This is a genomic window from Rathayibacter sp. AY2B5 (assembly GCF_002931645.1).
Classification (GTDB): Bacteria; Actinomycetota; Actinomycetes; order Actinomycetales; family Microbacteriaceae; genus Rathayibacter.
Genome location: NZ_PSUE01000015.1, coordinates 1 through 16,543, shown reverse-complemented (window position 1 = coordinate 16,543; position 16,543 = coordinate 1). Strand labels below are relative to the sequence as shown.

Sequence of the window (16,543 nt, the reverse complement as noted above, 5' to 3'; positions counted from 1 at the left end):
CGGCGGCGCGGGAGCCGGACACCGCCGGCCGCGCGCTGCCCCCGACGGCGGTGCCGCCGGGAGGGCGGTGCCCCCTAGAAGAACGAGATGCAGTACGGCGTCGCGATCGGCGCGAACAGGCGGTCCATCCGCCCCGCCTCGCCCGTGACGCGCGCCAGCCCGGCCTTCGCCAGGATCGACGGCCGCACCGAGCCCAGCAGCAGCGAGCCCAGGTCGGCCACGTCCAGCGCGAGCTCGGCCTCGTCCCCGGTGCGCTCCACGGTGGCGGAGCCGCCCGAGGCTGTGAGGCGGTAGCGGCCGTCGGCGAGCCCGAGCCCGTCGGCCACCTCGACGACGACCGAGCCGTCAGCGGTCCACGGCCGGGCCGAGAACGCGGCGGCGACGTCGAGGATCCGCAGCCAGATCAGGTCGCCCACGTGGCTCACCTGCACCACGCGCGCGTCGCGGAGCGCCCAGGTCAGCGGATCGTCCACCGGCGCCATGTCCCAGGTCACTGCGGAGGCGAGGTCGACCGCGCCGAGGTAGCCCCAGAGCGCGAGGTAGGCGTCGGCGCCGGGGGCGACGAGGTCGACGATCTCGAGGGTCTTGTCGTCCTCGGGCCCGACCGCGCGGTAGGTCACGAAGCCGTCGAGCGTCCCCTCCTCGTCGAGGTGGACGGCCGAGCGGACGTCGAGGCCGGGCGTGGTCTCGCCGGACGCGGTGCCGACGGAGTTCGCCTCGTAGCGCGACTGGCGGGTCAGCGAGCCGGGGGTCGACGCCTGGAACGCGGCGAACACCGCGGGGATGCGCGGCTGCAGCCAGCTCGTCGCGACCACCTCGACGCGACCGGCGGGCTCGGTCTGCAGGCCGAAGCGCGGTCCGGTGTCGACGCGGATCGAGCGGGTGAAGGCCGAGCGGCCGAAGCCGAACCGGCGGTAGATGGAGGCCTCGCTCGCCGTGAGCGCGGCGACCGGGGTGCCGGCCTCCTTCGCCAGGCGCAGGTCCTCGGTGATCATCGCGCGCAGGATGCCGCGGCGCCGGTGCGTGGGCCGCACGGTCACCTGCGACACCAGGTGCGCCGGCAGCTCGCGTCCGCCGCCGACCTGCAGGGCCCCGGGGAACGCCGCGTAGGTGCCGACCGGCACGCCCGCGCCGTCGAGCCCCTCGGGGGCGGAGGAGTCGACGACCGCGGTGAGCACGCGCTGATCGGCGACCATGTGCTCGGCCCAGTCCCGCAGCTTCTCCGGCGTGAACTCCTTCTCGTGGAAGCCCGCGTTGATCGCGGTGGCCCACGCGGCGGTGGCGGCATCGGGACCGCCCTCGTCGTTCAGGGCGGCGGGGAAGCGGCGGAGGTCGAGACCGGTGAGAGGCATCCGTCCAGCCTATTCACCCGGGGTGCGCGGGGGCTGAACCGGTGCGCGAACGGTCACCGCGACGGGCGCGCCCGTAACGCGGACCGCCGTCAGAGCACGGTCCACCGCTTCTCGAGCGCCGCGTCCACCGCCTCCGCGAGCTCGTCCAGCCGCCGGGAGTCGAGGCGCCCCGGGTCCGCGGCCGCCCGGATCCGCCCGCTCATCGCCGCGATCGCCGAGCGCCGCCGCGGCAGGGTCGCGGTGAACGCGCAGTCGCGCAGCAGCACCAGCAGCTCGCCCGCCCGGCCCTGCGCCTCCGCGAGGACCTCGAGCCGCCGCTCGAACGGCGACTCCGGGACCGTCACGCGCAGGAACCCGTCCGGATCCTGGAACGCCGCCGGCGGATCCGGGACCCGCGCGAGCAGCGCCAGCGCGGCGCCCAGTTCGTCCAGATCGCCCTCGTGCGCCAGCTCCCGCAGCCGCGAGTCCACGTCCTCGGCCGGCCCCGCCCCGAGCTCCACCGTCCGCAGCACGAGCGCGTCGAGCCGGCGCTCCTCCTCCTCGCCCGGGACCGACGGAGTCGCCGACCACCACGAGAGCACCGGAGTCGCGGCCACCGCGTGCTCGCCGATCCGCCGCTCCAGCGCGATCAGCAGGTCCTCCCGCGCGGCGAGCGCCACCAGCGCGTCCACGTCGACGTGGAGCAGGGTGCCCGAGGCGGGCGGCGCCACCAGCCGGCGTCCGGAGGGAGGGACGGTCTCCGCCCGCGTCCTCGCCCCGGGTCCGCGCTCGCTCGCCCGCAGGATCTCCTCCTCGAGGGTCCGCCGGGGTCGTCGTCGTCCGCTTCCGCGCGCCATGCCGTCACGCTACCGTCGGCCGCATGACCCGGTTCCTCGCCCTCCTCCGCGGAGTGAACGTCAACGGCCGCACCGTCCGCAGCGCCGAGCTCGCCGAGACGGTCGCCGGGATCGGCGTGGACCGGGTGCGGACGGTCCTCGCGAGCGGCAACGCGGCCTTCGACTCCGATCGCCCGGCCGCCGAGCTGAAGCCCGCGCTCGAGGCGGCGCTCGCCGAGCGGTTCGGCTACGACGCCTGGATCGTGCTCGTGACGCAGGAGGCGCTCGCCGCGGTGCTCGCCGCCTACCCGTTCCCGCGGATCGACGAGGAGGCGCATCCGTACGTCGTCTTCGGCTCGGACGAGGAGGCGCTCGACGCCGCGCAGGCCGCGATCGGCGAGCCGGATCCGGCGGTCGAGCTCGTCGCCCGGGGCGCCGGTGTCCTCTACTGGCGCTGCCCGCGCGGCTCCTCGACGGACACTCCGGTCGCGAGGATCCTCGCCCGTTCCGCCTACCGCTCGAGCACCACGACCCGGAACCTGCGCACCGTCGAGAGGCTCGCGACGGCGTGACGTCCGCGGCCGTGGCAGGGCCGTCTCCGGGCTCCGCGAGCGGCACCTCGGGGCGCCTGCGACCTCGGGAGGCGAGGAATCGGGGCTGAGAGCACGCACATTCTTTGGTTAGGCTGTCCTTAGTGCCGGTCCACTCGGACCCTGCGCCGCCTCCCGCACAGCCTCTCGAAAGGGACCCATGCCCCGCGCCACCACGCCCCTCGCCCTGCTCGCCGCCACCGCGCTGACGATCGGCCTCGCCGGCTGCAGCGGCTCGGCCGCCGGAGACGACGCCGCCGCCGACAGCGGCTTCACGCCGATCACGATCGAGCACGCTCTCGGCACCACCACCATCGAGTCGGCGCCCGAGCGCGTGGCGACCGTCAACTGGGCCAACCACGAGGTGCCGCTCGCGCTGGGTGTCGTCCCCGTAGGCATGGCCGCCGCCAACTTCGGCGACGACGACGGCGACGGGCTCCTCCCCTGGGTGAGCGAGAAGCTCGACGAGCTCGGCGCCGAGACCCCCGTCCTCTTCGACGAGACCGACGGCATCGACTTCGAGGCCGTCTCGGACACCGACCCGGACGTCATCCTCGCCGCCTACTCCGGCCTCACGCAGGAGGACTACGACACCCTGAGCGAGATCGCCCCCGTCGTCGCCTACCCCGAGACCGCCTGGGGCACCTCCTGGCGCGACATGATCACGCTGAACAGCGAGGCGATGGGCAGGGCCGACGAGGGCGCCGCCCTGATCACCGAGCTCGAGGGCGAGATCGAGGAGAAGGTCGCCGCGCACCCGCAGCTGGCCGGCACCTCGGCGATGTTCCTCACCCACGTCGACCCGACGGACCTCAGCCAGGTCAGCTTCTACACCTCGCACGACACCCGCCCCGCGTTCTTCGAGGACCTCGGCATGGCGACCCCGGGCAGCATCGCCACCGCCTCCGCCGCGACCGACAAGTTCTCGCTCACGCAGAGCGCCGAGCAGGCCGACGCCTTCAGCGACGTCGACGTGATCGTCACCTACGGCGACGACGAGCTCGTGAGCACCCTCAAGGCCGACCCGCTGCTCTCGCAGATCCCCGCGGTCGCCGACGACGCCATCGTGCGCCTGCCCTCCACCCCGCTCGGCACCGCCGCCAACCCGACGCCGCTCTCGATCTCGTGGGTCCTCGACGACTACCTGGACCTGCTCGACGAGGCCGCCGCCAAGGCCGCGCAGAGCACTCCGGCCGCCTGAGCCGGGATCCGACCCGCGTGACCCTCGCCGCTCCTCCCGCCGCCTCGGGCGTCGCCGCCGTGCGCCGCCCGAGGCGGCTGCGCGCCCTCTGGCTGGTCGCGGCCGTGGCCGTGCTGCTCGCCGCCGCCGTGGTCTCGGTGCTGGTGGGGTCGCGGGAGGTGGCGTGGAGCGACGTGGTCGCCGCGTTCGGCGGGTCCACGGACGGGTTCGCGCAGGCCGCGGTCGCCAAGCGCATCCCGCGCACCGTGCTCGCCGCGATCGCGGGCGCGGCCCTCGGCGTCGCCGGCGTGCTGATGCAGGGGGTGACCCGCAATCCGCTGGCCGACCCCGGCATCCTCGGGGTGACCACCGGAGCCTCGCTCGCGGTCGTGACGGGCATCGTCTTCTTCGGGCTGACGAGCTCCGCCGCCTACGTCTGGGTCGCGATCGGCGGGGCCGCGGTCGCCGCGGTCTTCGTCTACACGGTCGGGTCGCTCGGGCGCGGCGGCGCGACTCCGCTCAAGCTCGCCCTGGCCGGGGCCGCCACCTCGGCCGCGCTGGTCTCGGTGATCAGCGCGATCGTCCTGCCGCGCGCCGACGTCGCGGGCGGCATCCGCTCCTGGCAGATCGGCGGAGTGGGCGGCGCCACGTCCGCGAGCATCGCGCAGGTGCTCCCCTTCCTCCTGGCCGGCCTCGTCCTCTGCGTTCTCTCGGCCAAGAGCCTCAACACCCTCGCGCTCGGCGACGAGCTCGCCGCGGGCCTGGGGGAGCGGGTCGCCCTCGCGCGCGGCGGGGCCGCCCTGGGCGCGGTCGTGCTCTGCGGAGCGACGACCGCGGTCACGGGGCCCATCGGCTTCGTCGGCCTGGTCGTCCCGCACGCCTGCCGCCTCCTCGTCGGCGTCGACCACCGCTGGCTGCTGCCGTTCTCGGCGGTGACCGGCGCCGTGCTCCTGATCGCCGCCGACATCGTCGGCCGCGTCGTCGCGCGCCCGAGCGAGATCGATGTGGGCATCGTCACCGCGCTGGTCGGCGCCCCGGTGTTCATCGCGATCGTCCGCCGCCAGAAGGTGCGCGAGCTGTGACCGCGCTGGTCGAGGCGCCCTCCGCCACCGCCCGCGCCGTCGCGGCCGGCCGCCGCCGCCGCGGGGCCCGCCGCCGGATCGTCGTCGCCGTGCTCGCTGTCCTGATCGCGGCCGTCCTCGCCGTCTCCCTGCTGGTCGGCCAGACCGTCTACTCGCCCGACGAGGTGCTCCGCGTGATCCTCGGCGAGCAGGTCCCCGGGGCGAGCTTCACCGTCAGGCGCCTCCGCCTCCCGCGCGCCGTCCTCGCCCTGCTGGTGGGCCTGTGCTTCGGGCTCGGCGGAGTGAGCTTCCAGACCATGCTCCGCAACCCGCTCGCCAGCCCCGACATCATCGGGATCAGCGCCGGGGCGAGCGCCGCCGCGGCCTTCGCGATCGTGACGCTCTCGCTCGGGGCCGCGCAGGTCTCGGCCCTCGCGATCGTCGCGGGACTCGTGGTCGCCCTGCTCGTCTACGCCCTGTCCTACCGCAGCGGAGTCGCCGGCACCCGGCTGATCCTGATCGGCATCGGGGTCGCCGCCATGCTCGACTCCCTCACCGCCTACGTGCTCTCGCAGGCCGCCGCGTGGGACCTGCAGGAGGCGTCCCGCTGGCTCACCGGGAGCCTCAACGGCGCGAGCTGGAGCGAGGTCGTGCCGGTCCTCGCCGCGGTCGTCGTCCTCACCCCCGTCCTGCTCTCGCGCTCGCGCGACCTCTCCGCCACGCAGCTCGGCGACGACACCGCCTCCGCGCTCGGCATCCGCGTGAACGCCACCCGCCTCGTCGTGATCGTCGCCGCGGTCGGGCTGATCGCCTTCGCGACGGCCGCCGCCGGCCCGATCGCGTTCGTGGCCTTCCTCTCCGGCCCGATCGCCGCCCGCCTGATCGGGCCCGGCGCGTCGCTCCTCATCCCCTCGGCCCTCGTCGGCGCGCTGCTCGTGCTCGTCGCCGACTTCGTCGGGCAGTTCGGGCTGGGCCTGCGCTACCCGGTCGGAGTGGTCACCGGCGTCCTCGGGGCGCCCTACCTCGTCTACCTCATCGTCCGCAGCAACAGAGCGGGAGGCTCACTGTGACCACCGCGCACACCCTGACGGCCGAGGGGGTCACCCTCGGCTACGGCGACCGGACCGTCGTCGACGGCCTCGACCTCGTCGTCCCGCCCGGCCGCATCACCGCGATCGTCGGAGCGAACGCCTGCGGCAAGTCGACGCTCCTGCGCTCGATGTCGCGCCTGCTCGCGCCCCGCTCCGGCGCCGTGCTGCTCGACGGCAGGGCCGTGCACCGGACGCCGGCGAAGCAGCTCGCCCGCACGCTCGGCCTCCTCCCGCAGTCGCCGATCGCCCCGGAGGGCATCACCGTCGCGGATCTCGTCGGCCGCGGCCGCCATCCGCACCAGGGGATGCTGAGCCGCTGGAGCGTCTACGACGACGAGGCCGTCGCGACCGCGCTCGACGCGACCGACACCGCCGCCCTGGCCGACCGCTCCGTCGACGAGCTCAGCGGCGGGCAGCGCCAGCGCGTCTGGATCGCGATGGCCCTCGCGCAGGAGACCGACGTGCTGCTGCTGGACGAGCCGACCACCTTCCTCGACGTCAGCCACCAGATCGAGGTGCTCGACCTGCTCGTCGACCTCAACCGCACCCGCGGGACGACGGTGGTGATGGTCCTGCACGACCTCAACATGGCCGCCCGCTACGCCGACCACCTCGTGGCGATCGCGCACGGCGCGGTGCACGCCTCCGGCAGCCCGGCCGCGGTGCTCACCGAGGAGACGGTGCTCGCCGTGTTCGGCCTCGACAGCCGCATCATCACCGACCCGACCTCGGGCACTCCGCTCATGCTCCCCCTCGGGCGGCACCGCCTCGCCCCCGAGCGGATCGACGCCCCCGGCGGCGCGCAGATGACGGACGTGTAAACGGTTCCACACGGCGGCCGGGGGGCGTATACGATACCTGCAGTCCGCGGCGGACGACCGTCATCGGCGGAACCGCCGAACGCCTGCCCCCGATCAGAGGTCCTCCCCGCCGTGACTGCATCCCCGACGCGCCCCGACGCCTCCGCCCTCCGCGGCGTCCGCGCGCTCCTGTTCGACCTCGACGGCGTGCTCACGCCGACCGCCGACGTCCACATGCAGGCCTGGTCGCGGCTGTTCACGGAGTACCTCTCCTCGCGCGGGATCGCCGAGGGCTACACCGACGCCGACTACTTCCGGTACATCGACGGACGCCCGCGGTACGACGGCGTCCGGGCGCTCCTCGCCTCGCGCGGCATCACCCTCCCCGAGGGCGCGCCCGAGGACGACCCGTCGCTCGAGACCGTCTGCGGGCTCGGCAACCGCAAGAACGACGCCTTCAACCGCACCCTCGCCGAGACCGGCGTCGCTCCCTACCCGGGCTCGCTCCGCTTCGTCGACGCCGCGATCGCCGCGGGCGTGCAGGTCGCCGTCGTCACCTCCTCCCGCAACGGCGTGCCGGTGCTCGAGGCGGCCGGCCTCCGCGACCGCTTCGAGGTCGTCGTGGACGGGCTCCTCGCCGCCGAGCGCTCGATCGCCGGCAAGCCCGCGCCCGACACCTACCTCTACGCGGCCGAGCTCCTCGGCCTCCCGGCCGCCGAGTGCGCCGTCCTCGAGGACGCGCACTCCGGAGTCGCGGCAGGCCGCGCGGGCGGCTTCGGCCTCGTCGTCGGCGTCGACCGCGGAGTCGGGGCCGACACCCTGCTCGAGCACGGCGCCGACCTGGTCGTGGACGACCTGGCCGAGCTGCTCCCCTTCCTCCCCACCGCTCCCGCCCCCGAGGACGCCGCATGAACCCCATCACCTCCGACCCGCTCGACCGGAACCGCTTCCCGATCGACGAGTGGGCCCTCGTCGAGACCGAGTTCGCCTCCGAGCTGCAGGGCCGCACCGAGACGCTCTTCGCCACCGGCAACGGCTACCTCGGCCTCCGCGGCAACGTGGAGGAGGGGCGCGACGGCTACGCCTACGGCACCTTCATCAACGGGTTCCACGAGACCTGGCCCATCCGCCACGCGGAGGAGGCGTTCGGCTTCGCCCGCGTCGGCCAGACCATCGTCAACGTGCCGGATGCCAAGATCATCCGCCTCTACGTCGACGACGAGCCCTTCGTGCTGAGCGAGGCCGACGTCCTCGCCTACTCGCGCCGCCTCGACTTCGCGAACGGCGTGCTCACCCGCGAGCTGGAGTGGCGCACCCCCTCCGGCAAGCGCGTCCTGATCCGCTCGCGCCGCCTGGTCTCGTTCACCGACCGGCACCTCGCGATCCTCGACTACGAGGTCGAGATGCTCGACCACGACGCGTCCGTGCTGATCTCGAGCCAGATCCTCAACCGCCAGGACGGCGTGGACGAGTACCACGCCCCCTCCGGCAGCGAGGGCGCCGGCTTCGACCCGCGCAAGGCGGAGTCGTTCGAGGACCGCGTGCTCCAGCCGCGCCTCAAGCGCGTCAGCGGCACCCGCTACCTCCTCGGCTACCGGACCACCAACTCCCAGATGACCGTCGCCTGCGGCGCCGAGCACCAGCTCGAGACCGAGAACGAGTGGGACCAGACCTCCCAGATCGACGACGACCTCGCCAAGCACGTCTACCGCGTGAAGGCCAAGGCCGGCCGGCCGGTCCGCCTGGTCAAGACGCTGACCTACCACACCTCCCGCGGCGTGCCCGTGCGCGAGCTCGCCGACCGCTGCGACCGCACGCTCGACCGCGCCCGCGAGACGCCGGTCGAGGAGCAGTTCGTCAAGCAGCGCGAGTGGCTGGACGACTTCTGGACCCGCTCCGACGTGCAGCTGGACGGCCAGCCCGCGATCCAGCAGGCCACCCGCTGGAACCTCTTCCAGCTCGCCCAGTCCACCGCCCGCACCGACGGCGGCGGAGTCGCGGCCAAGGGCGTCTCGGGCTCCGGCTACGGCGGCCACTACTTCTGGGACACCGAGGTCTACGTCCTCCCGTTCCTCAGCTACACGGCGCCCCTCGTCGCCCGGAACGCCCTGCGCTTCCGGCAGAACATGCTCGAGGCCGCCCGGGCGCGCGCCTCCGAGCTCAACCAGCGCGGCGCGCTCTTCCCCTGGCGCACCATCAACGGTCAGGAGTCGTCGGCGTACTACGCCGCCGGCACCGCTCAGTACCACATCGACGCCGACATCTCCTACGCGCTCATGCAGTACGTGGGCGCCACGGGCGACGACGACTTCCTCGCCCGCGGAGCGATCGACATCCTCGTCGAGACCGCGCGGATGTGGGCCGATCTGGGCTTCTGGCGCAGCAACGGCGACGATCACTTCCACATTCACGGAGTGACGGGGCCGGACGAGTACACGACCGTCGTCAACGACAACCTGTACACGAACGTCATGGCCCGGGCGAACCTCCGCTCGGCCGCCCGCGCCGTCGAGCTGCTGAAGGCCGTCGAGCCCGCCGCGTACGAGCGGATGGCCGACCGCCTCGCTCTCGACGAGGGCGAGGTGCTCGAGTGGGCGCGCGCCGCCGAGAAGATGCACATCCCCTTCGACGCGCGGGCGGGCATCCACCCGCAGGACGCGGCCTTCCTCGAGAAGGAGCTGTGGGACCTCGAGAACACCCCCGCGAGCAAGCGCCCGCTGCTGCTGCACTTCCACCCGCTGGTGATCTACCGCTTCCAGGTGCTCAAGCAGGCCGACGTCGTGCTCGCGCTGCTGCTGCAGGGCAACGAGTTCACCGCCGAGCAGAAGCGTGCCGACTTCGAGTACTACGACGCGCTGACCACCGGCGACTCGACCCTCTCGGCCGTCGTGCAGTCGATCATCGCCGCCGAGGTCGGCTACAGCGACCTGGCCCGCCACTACTTCCTGTCGGCGCTGTTCGTCGACCTCGCCGACCTGCACCGCAACACCGCGGACGGCATCCACGTCGCCTCGACGGGCGGCGTCTGGAGCGCCCTCGTCTACGGCTTCGGCGGGATGCGCGACCACGGCGGCCGGATCACGCTCGATCCGCGCCTTCCCGACGACTGGGACCGCCTCGCCTTCCGCATCACCCTCCACGGCACGCGCGTGCGCGTCGAGGTGACGCAGACCGAGGTCCTGCTGACGGTCGAGACCGGCGACTCCGCCGCGATCACCGTCCGCGACGAGCGCGTGCACGTCGCCGCCGGCAGCCCCGTGCGCGTCCCGCTCACCCACCAGGGCCGCCGCCTGCACGGCGCGCCGACCACGTCCGACATCGAGGGCACCCGCCGCTCCGACGGCACCGTGATCACCGCCTCGATCCCCACCATCTCGATGACCCCCGAGCCCGAGGTCCTGACCGGGCCCTGAGCGGCGCCGCGAACATCGCCCATCACGCACGAGACCCCCGGCCGGAACCGGGGGTCTCGTGCGTCGCGGGCGGGCGGAGCCGGCCGGATCGGATGCGTCAGGCGGAGGCGAGCAGCGAGCGCAGCGCCGACGTGAAGAACGTCAGCCCGTCCACACCCGAGCGCATCGCGGCGGCCGTGTCGGGCCCGAAGCCCTCCTCGACGGCGTGCTCCGGGTGCGGCATGAGCCCCACCACGTTGCCGCGGCGGTTGCTGATGCCGGCGATGTCGTTCATCGAGCCGTTCGGGTTGTGGCCGAGGTAGCGGACGACGACGCGTCCCTCCGCCTCGAGCTCGAGCAGCGTGTCGGCCGAGGCGATGTAGCCGCCCTCGCCGTTCTTCAGCGGGATCGTGATCTCCTGGCCGGGCTCGAAGCCGTTCGTCCAGGCGGTCTCGGTGCTCGCGACCATCAGGCGCTGGTCGCGGCAGACGAAGGATCCGATGTCGTTCGCGATCAGGCCGCCGGGCAGCAGGTGCGCCTCGGTGAGCATCTGGAAGCCGTTGCAGATGCCGAGGACCGGGGTCCCGGCGTTCGCCGCGTCGACGACCTCGCGCATGATCGGGGAGTGGGAGGCGATGGCGCCGCAGCGCAGGTAGTCGCCGTAGGAGAAGCCCCCCGGCAGGACGATCGCGTCGACGCCGTCGAGGTCGTGGTCGCCGTGCCACAGCGCGACCGGCTCCGCACCCGCGAACCGGACGGCGCGCTGGGCGTCGCGGTCGTCGAGCGAGCCGGGGAAGGTGATGACGCCGATCCTCATCGGGCGGCCTCCGCCGGGTAGTGGATCCCGACGACGTCCTCGATCACCGAGTTCGAGAGCATCTCGTCGGCGATGCGCTGCACCGAGGCGCGCACCTCGTCGGTCACCTCGTCGACGGTGATCTCGAAGCGCTTGCCCACCCGCACGCCGTGGAGGGCGGAGTGGCCCAGCCGCGCGAGCGCGCCGGCGACGGCCTTCCCCTGCGGGTCGAGCAGCTCGGCCTTGGGCATGACTTCAACGACGATCGTGGGCACCGTGTTCTCCGGAGTCTCGGGGGAGTGCGGTCTTCCGCGCGACCATCGTACCCGCGGGGGTCCCCGCGGTCGGCGGCGCTCAGGAGGTCGTGACGCGGATCGCGTTCGCCCAGGGGTCCTCGAAGGCGAGGGTGCGGCCGTCGTCGCGGGTGGCGACTCCGGAGCGGGCCAGCCGCTCGCCGAGCGCGCCGAGGTCGTCGGCGCCGGGCACCACGATCTCGACCTGTCCGAGGCCGAGGGCCTGCTGCCGGCGTCCGGCGCCCGCCGAGTTCCAGGTGTTCATCGCCATGTGGTGGTGGTAGCCGCCCGCCGAGACGAAGAGCGCCTGCCCGCCGTACGCGATCGTCGTCTCGAAGCCGAGCCGGTCGACGTAGAACTCCTTCGCGGTGGCGACGTCGCCCACGCTCAGGTGCACGTGGCCGACGGAGGCGCCGCCGAGGCGCGGCTGCGCGATCGACTCCTCGGTGAGGTGCTCCTGCAGGAACGCGTTCGGGTCGAGGAAGAGCGTGCTCATCTCGATCCGCCCGTGCGTCCACGACCACTGCGTGCGGTCGCGGTCCCAGTAGAGCTCGACGCCGTTGTGCTCGGGGTCGTCGAAGTAGAAGGCCTTGCTGACCAGGTGGTCGGAGCTGCCGGTGAAGGAGCCGGGGTGCCGGGTCGCGACGCTGTACACGGCCGCGGCGAGCGCCGCCTCCGATTCGAAGAGGATCGCCGTGTGGAAGAGGCCGGCGCTGCGCGGCGAGGCGTGCACCAGCTCGGGCGCGTGCTGGAGGATCACGGCCGGCACTCCGCCGCGGCCGAGCACCGCGACCGGTCCGTCGTGCGAGAGCAGCTCGAGCGTCACGGCGTCGCGGTAGTAGGCGATCATCCCGTCGAGGTCGGCGACGCGGAGGGTCACCGCGCCCATCGCGGTGTCGGGAGCGAGCAGGTCGGGGGAGGAGGTGGTCACGGCGGAGACGCTACCCGCTTTTGGTTGAAGCTACAACCATTCAGACGGGCGAGCGCTCATAGGAACCGCATAAGCATCGTCCAGGCGGCGCGGGGAGGCCGGGCGTGGAATGGGAACCGGTCGCCGTCAGGGGCGGCCCCGGCACGAGGACGACACCATGAACGAGCGACACGAATCCGACGAGCGAGAGCTCACCGACCAGCCCGCCACCACCGAGGCGACGGGCGCCGACGAGGTGCGCGCGCTGCGCGCGGACGACCGTCGTCGTCGTCGTCGGGCGCTGATCGCCGGCGGCCTCGGCCTCGCCGTGCTGATCGGAGTGACAGCAGGCGGAGTCGCCACCGCCGGCCGCACCGAGGCGGCCTCCTCCGCCTCGGCCGGCGCCGCTACGATCGTCTACCCCGGCGGCTCGCGGGGATCCTTCGGCGGCGGGTACGTGATCGTCCCCTCCTGGGGCGGATCGACGCAGGGCGGCTCCTCCGCCTCCGAGCCGGCCACCGGCGCGACCGACGCCGTGGCCGCGAGCACCGCGCAGACCGCCGGCGTGGTCACGATCACCTCCGAGCTCACCTACCAGGGCGCCCGCTCGGCCGGCACCGGCATGATCCTCACCTCCGACGGCATGATCCTCACCAACAACCACGTCGTCGAGGGCGCCACCGCGATCTCGGTCACGGTGGAGTCGACGGGCCGCAGCTACACCGCCCGCGTCGTCGGCACCGACGCGACGAACGACGTCGCCGTCCTGCAGCTGGAGGACGCCTCCGGCCTCACCCCCGCCTCGCTCGACACGGACGGGGTCGCTGTGGGCGACACCGTGACCGCCGTCGGCAACGCGGGAGGGACGGGCGACCTGGTCGCCGCCACCGGCACGGTCACCGGTCTCGATCAGCAGATCACCACCCGCTCCGAGTCGGGGATCTCCGCCGAGACGCTGACCGGGCTGATCCAGACGGACGCAGACATCGTCTCCGGCGACTCCGGCGGCCCGCTCGTCGACTCCGCCGGCCGCGTCGTGGGGATGGACACCGCCGCCTCCAGCGGAACGGCCGACATCACCGGCTTCGCGATCCCGATCTCGAAGGCCCTGGACATCGTGGCCACCATCGAGGCGGGCGCCGACACGGCCACCGTCGAGATCGGCTATCCGGCCTTCCTCGGCGTCTCCCTCTCCTCCGGCACCGCGTCTCCGACTTCGCGCGCGCTCGCGACCACCGCGTCCGGCGCCGTGATCGGCGGAGTCGTCGAGGGCGGGCCGGCCGCGCAGGCGGGCCTCGAGGCGGGGGACGTCGTCACCGCGGTCGACGGGGTCGCCGTCGCCTCGGCCGATCAGCTGTCCGCCTCGCTCGCGCAGCGCGAGCCCGGGGAGTCGGTGACGATCTCGTGGACCGACTCCGCGGGCGCCGCCCGCTCCGCCCAGGTCGTGCTGGTCGAGGGTCCGGTCGCCTGATCGGAGCCTCCGCGTGGCCGCCGGAGCGTTCCCGGCCGTTCACCCGGGCGAGCGCGCCACGCCGCCCGTTGTTTTGATCCGCTCAAGACAACTCGGGTAGTGTCCTCGGCATGACGACAGTGGACGAGCGGCTCCGAGCCTCCGGGCTCAAGGTCACCGCCACCCGGCGCGCGGTGCTCCTCGCTCTCGAGGAGCACCCGCACTCCGGGGTCGACGCGGTCCTGGCCCGAGTGCGCGAGGGCCTCCCCGAGGCTTCGGCCCAGGCCGTCTACGGAGTGCTCTCGGCGTTCACCGACGCCGGGATCGTCCGCCGCATCGAGCCGGAGGGCCATCCCCGCCGGTTCGAGCTGCGGGTCGGCGACAACCACCACCACGTGGTGTGCCGGCGCTGCGGGGCCGTGGCCGACGTCGACTGCGTCGTCGGGGAGGCGCCGTGCCTGCATCCGCAGACCGCGAGCGGCTTCGCCGTGGACACCGCCGACGTCACGTTCTGGGGCACCTGCCCCGACTGCCTGGCCCTGGCCCACTGACCGACATCCGCTACACCGCAGCGGCGGGCCCCGTGCCCCTCGCCGACAGGAGGAACATGACCGAGGAACGATTCACCACCACGAACTCCGGAGCACCGGTCGCGAGCGACGACCACTCGCTGAGCGTCGGAGCCGACGGACCCCTCGCGCTCCACGACCACTACCTCGTCGAGAAGCTGGCCCAGTTCAACCGCGAGCGCATCCCGGAGCGGGTCGTCCACGCCAAGGGCGGCGGAGCCTTCGGACGCTTCACCACCACCGCCGACGTCAGCGCCTACACGCGTGCCGCGCTCTTCCAGCCCGGAGTCGAGACCGAGATGCTCGCGCGGTTCTCCACGGTCGCCGGCGAGCAGGGCTCGCCCGACACCTGGCGCGACCCCCGCGGCTTCGCGCTGAAGTTCTACACGAGCGAGGGCAACTACGACCTCGTCGGCAACAACACCCCCGTCTTCTTCATCCGCGACGGCATCAAGTTCCCCGACTTCATCCGCTCGCAGAAGCGCCTGCCCGGCAGCCACCTGCGCGACCACGACATGCAGTGGGACTTCTGGACCCTCTCGCCCGAGTCGGCCCACCAGGTCACATGGCTCATGGGCGACCGCGGCCTCCCCTCCTCGTGGCGGCACATGGACGGCTTCGGCTCGCACACCTACCAGTGGATCAACGCCGCCGGCGAGCGCTTCTGGGTCAAGTACCACTTCAAGACCGATCAGGGCGTCGAGATCCTGAGCCAGGAGCAGGCCGACCAGATCGCCGGTGAGGACGCGGACTTCCACATCCGCGACCTGTCCTCCGCCATCGACCGCGGCGACTTCCCCTCGTGGACGCTGTCCGTGCAGGTCATGCCGTACGAGGACGCGAAGAGCTACCGGTTCAACCCGTTCGACCTCACCAAGGTCTGGCCCCACTCGGACTACCCGCTGATCCAGGTCGGCACCATGACGCTCGACAGGAACCCCGAGAACTACTTCGCGCAGATCGAGCAGGCGGCGTTCGCCCCCTCGAACTTCGTGCCCGGGATCGCGGCCAGCCCCGACAAGATGCTCCTCGCGCGCATCTTCAGCTACGCCGACGCGCACCGCTACCGCGTGGGGACCAACCACGCGCAGCTGCCGGTGAACGCGCCGAAGTCGCCCGTGCACTCGTACTCGAAGGACGGCCCCATGCGGTTCGACTTCCAGAAGTCCGAGGTGCCCGTCTACGCGCCGAACACGATGGGCGGCGCCCACGCCGATCCCGCCCGGGCGGCGGAGTCGGCCGGCTGGGAGACCGACGGCGAGCTGACGCGCGCCGCGGCGACCCTCCACCCGGAGGACGACGACTTCGGTCAGGCGGGGACGCTCTACCGCGAGGTCCTCGACGACGACGCGCGCGCCCGCCTGGTCGCGAACATCGCCGGCCACGTGTCGAAGGTCACCCGTCCGGAGCTGCGGCAGCGCGTGCTCCAGTACTGGGCGAACGTCGACTCGTCGCTCTCGCAGCGCGTCGCCGAGGCGCTCGAGCCCTCGGCTCCCGATGCGGACGTCTCCCCCGAGGCGGTCGGCATCGGGGCGTAGTCCCGGCATCCCCTCGAGGAGCGCGCGGTACCGGAGCGATCCGGGTCGCGCGCTCCTCGTCGTTACCGGGGAGGGTCCTTCCACTCGGTGGAGTCGGATCCCGCGCGCGCGGGTGCCCGCCTCGGTCCGATGCAGCCGGCTCGGACCCCGGATCCGCCCGCGGAACCGGGCGCCGACGGGGAGGACCCCTGATCCCGACACGCCCGGGATGTGCGATTTCGGCCCGTCGTTTGACAGCACCGCGATCGCTGCGTAGCTTATTCCGAGTCGCCACAAAGGCCGCAGGGAAACGGAAAGAGCAGCAGCTCCTACGTCCCGGCCTCAATCGGGACCATCCACTCGGCAAGACAGCTTTTCGGAGCAGGTCTGCCGCACGGATGTAAAGCCTTCGCAGGATTCCTCGGATCCAGCAACTTCGCCGCCCGGCGCAGGACTCAGGTCCTGAACCGAGCAACGTCGGAGCGCCTATGAGCGTGACGGCATCGCGAAGAAGCCGGATTTGACACGGCCTGCGGATGTGCTAAGTTATACAAGTTGCCACGGCGACAGGGAGAAAGAAACTTCTCCTAGTCTACCGAGAAGACGCGTATGACGCAAGCAACAATATCTTCGATCACTTTCGTTGTGAAGCACCGTTCTGGTGTGGAGGCGGGATGTGTCCGATTCTTGAGAACTCAACAGCGTGCACTATGTTCAATGCCAATTT

The 16,543-nt window shown here is 72.7% G+C and carries 15 protein-coding genes; 10 read left to right on the top strand and 5 right to left on the bottom strand.

All coding sequences use genetic code 11. From position 1 onward, the window contains the following. Window positions 1–74: 74 nt before the first annotated feature. Together C5C30_RS10695 and C5C30_RS10690 are read right to left on the bottom strand one after the other, a co-directional pair. Complete coding sequence (locus C5C30_RS10695; RefSeq protein ID WP_104222746.1) at window positions 75–1,352, bottom strand: GNAT family N-acetyltransferase; 1,278 nt, start codon at window positions 1,350–1,352, stop codon at window positions 75–77. 89 nt (window positions 1,353–1,441) lie between these two features. After that, window positions 1,442–2,188: a DUF2254 family protein gene (locus C5C30_RS10690; protein WP_104333699.1), complete on the bottom strand. Its 747-nt coding sequence runs from the start codon at window positions 2,186–2,188 to the stop codon at window positions 1,442–1,444. A 23-nt stretch (window positions 2,189–2,211) separates the two neighbouring features. Here C5C30_RS10690 and C5C30_RS10685 point away from each other — a divergent pair, with 23 nt between their 5' ends. The 7 genes from C5C30_RS10685 to C5C30_RS10655 all read left to right on the top strand — a co-directional run bounded on the left by C5C30_RS10685 (window position 2,212) and on the right by C5C30_RS10655 (window position 10,302). After that, the gene (locus C5C30_RS10685; protein WP_104247463.1) at window positions 2,212–2,739 is read left to right on the top strand and encodes a DUF1697 domain-containing protein; all 528 of its coding nucleotides are present in this window, start codon (window positions 2,212–2,214) and stop codon (window positions 2,737–2,739) included. Window positions 2,740–2,917: 178 nt separating this feature from the next. Next, window positions 2,918–3,958 carry an iron-siderophore ABC transporter substrate-binding protein gene (locus C5C30_RS10680; RefSeq protein ID WP_104222743.1) on the top strand — a complete coding sequence of 347 codons (1,041 nt, stop codon included), beginning with the start codon at window positions 2,918–2,920 and terminating at the stop codon, window positions 3,956–3,958. 17 nt (window positions 3,959–3,975) lie between these two features. After that, window positions 3,976–5,019: an iron ABC transporter permease gene (locus tag C5C30_RS10675; RefSeq protein WP_104333698.1), complete on the top strand. Its 1,044-nt coding sequence runs from the start codon at window positions 3,976–3,978 to the stop codon at window positions 5,017–5,019. After that, complete coding sequence (locus C5C30_RS10670; protein ID WP_258065902.1) at window positions 5,016–6,068, top strand: iron ABC transporter permease; 1,053 nt, start codon at window positions 5,016–5,018, stop codon at window positions 6,066–6,068. Before C5C30_RS10675 ends, C5C30_RS10670 begins: the two co-directional genes overlap by 4 nt. Beyond that, the gene (locus tag C5C30_RS10665; RefSeq protein ID WP_104269007.1) at window positions 6,065–6,910 is read left to right on the top strand and encodes an ABC transporter ATP-binding protein; all 846 of its coding nucleotides are present in this window, start codon (window positions 6,065–6,067) and stop codon (window positions 6,908–6,910) included. Before C5C30_RS10670 ends, C5C30_RS10665 begins: the two co-directional genes overlap by 4 nt. Window positions 6,911–7,021: 111 nt before the next feature. After that, on the top strand, window positions 7,022–7,801 hold the full coding sequence (locus tag C5C30_RS10660; RefSeq protein ID WP_104222739.1) for an HAD family phosphatase: 780 nt from the start codon (window positions 7,022–7,024) through the stop codon (window positions 7,799–7,801). Then, window positions 7,798–10,302, top strand: a complete 2,505-nt coding sequence (locus C5C30_RS10655) for a glycoside hydrolase family 65 protein (RefSeq protein ID WP_104222738.1) — start codon at window positions 7,798–7,800, stop codon at window positions 10,300–10,302. Before C5C30_RS10660 ends, C5C30_RS10655 begins: the two co-directional genes overlap by 4 nt. Before the next feature lie 97 nt (window positions 10,303–10,399). Here C5C30_RS10655 and purQ read toward each other — a convergent pair whose 3' ends face one another. The 3 genes from purQ to C5C30_RS10640 all read right to left on the bottom strand — a co-directional run bounded on the left by purQ (window position 10,400) and on the right by C5C30_RS10640 (window position 12,259). Next, window positions 10,400–11,098 carry a phosphoribosylformylglycinamidine synthase subunit PurQ gene (purQ, locus tag C5C30_RS10650; protein WP_104234257.1) on the bottom strand — a complete coding sequence of 233 codons (699 nt, stop codon included), beginning with the start codon at window positions 11,096–11,098 and terminating at the stop codon, window positions 10,400–10,402. Then, the gene (purS, locus tag C5C30_RS10645) at window positions 11,095–11,352 is read right to left on the bottom strand and encodes a phosphoribosylformylglycinamidine synthase subunit PurS (RefSeq protein ID WP_104222736.1); all 258 of its coding nucleotides are present in this window, start codon (window positions 11,350–11,352) and stop codon (window positions 11,095–11,097) included. Before purS ends, purQ begins: the two co-directional genes overlap by 4 nt. 79 nt (window positions 11,353–11,431) lie before the next feature. Continuing rightward, window positions 11,432–12,259 carry a VOC family protein gene (locus tag C5C30_RS10640; protein ID WP_104239376.1) on the bottom strand — a complete coding sequence of 276 codons (828 nt, stop codon included), beginning with the start codon at window positions 12,257–12,259 and terminating at the stop codon, window positions 11,432–11,434. A 199-nt stretch (window positions 12,260–12,458) separates the two neighbouring features. On the opposite strand from C5C30_RS10640, the gene C5C30_RS10635 reads away from it, so the two are divergent. The 3 genes from C5C30_RS10635 (at window position 12,459) to C5C30_RS10625 (ending at window position 15,837) form a co-directional block, all read left to right on the top strand. Next, window positions 12,459–13,751 (top strand): S1C family serine protease, encoded by a 1,293-nt coding sequence (locus tag C5C30_RS10635; RefSeq protein WP_219827795.1) that lies wholly within the window; start codon window positions 12,459–12,461, stop codon window positions 13,749–13,751. Window positions 13,752–13,861: 110 nt separating this feature from the next. After that, window positions 13,862–14,281, top strand: coding sequence for a Fur family transcriptional regulator (locus tag C5C30_RS10630; protein ID WP_104222735.1), 420 nt, complete (start codon window positions 13,862–13,864; stop codon window positions 14,279–14,281). 56 nt (window positions 14,282–14,337) lie between these two features. Then, window positions 14,338–15,837, top strand: coding sequence for a catalase (locus C5C30_RS10625; RefSeq protein WP_104288375.1), 1,500 nt, complete (start codon window positions 14,338–14,340; stop codon window positions 15,835–15,837). Window positions 15,838–16,543 lie beyond the last annotated feature (706 nt).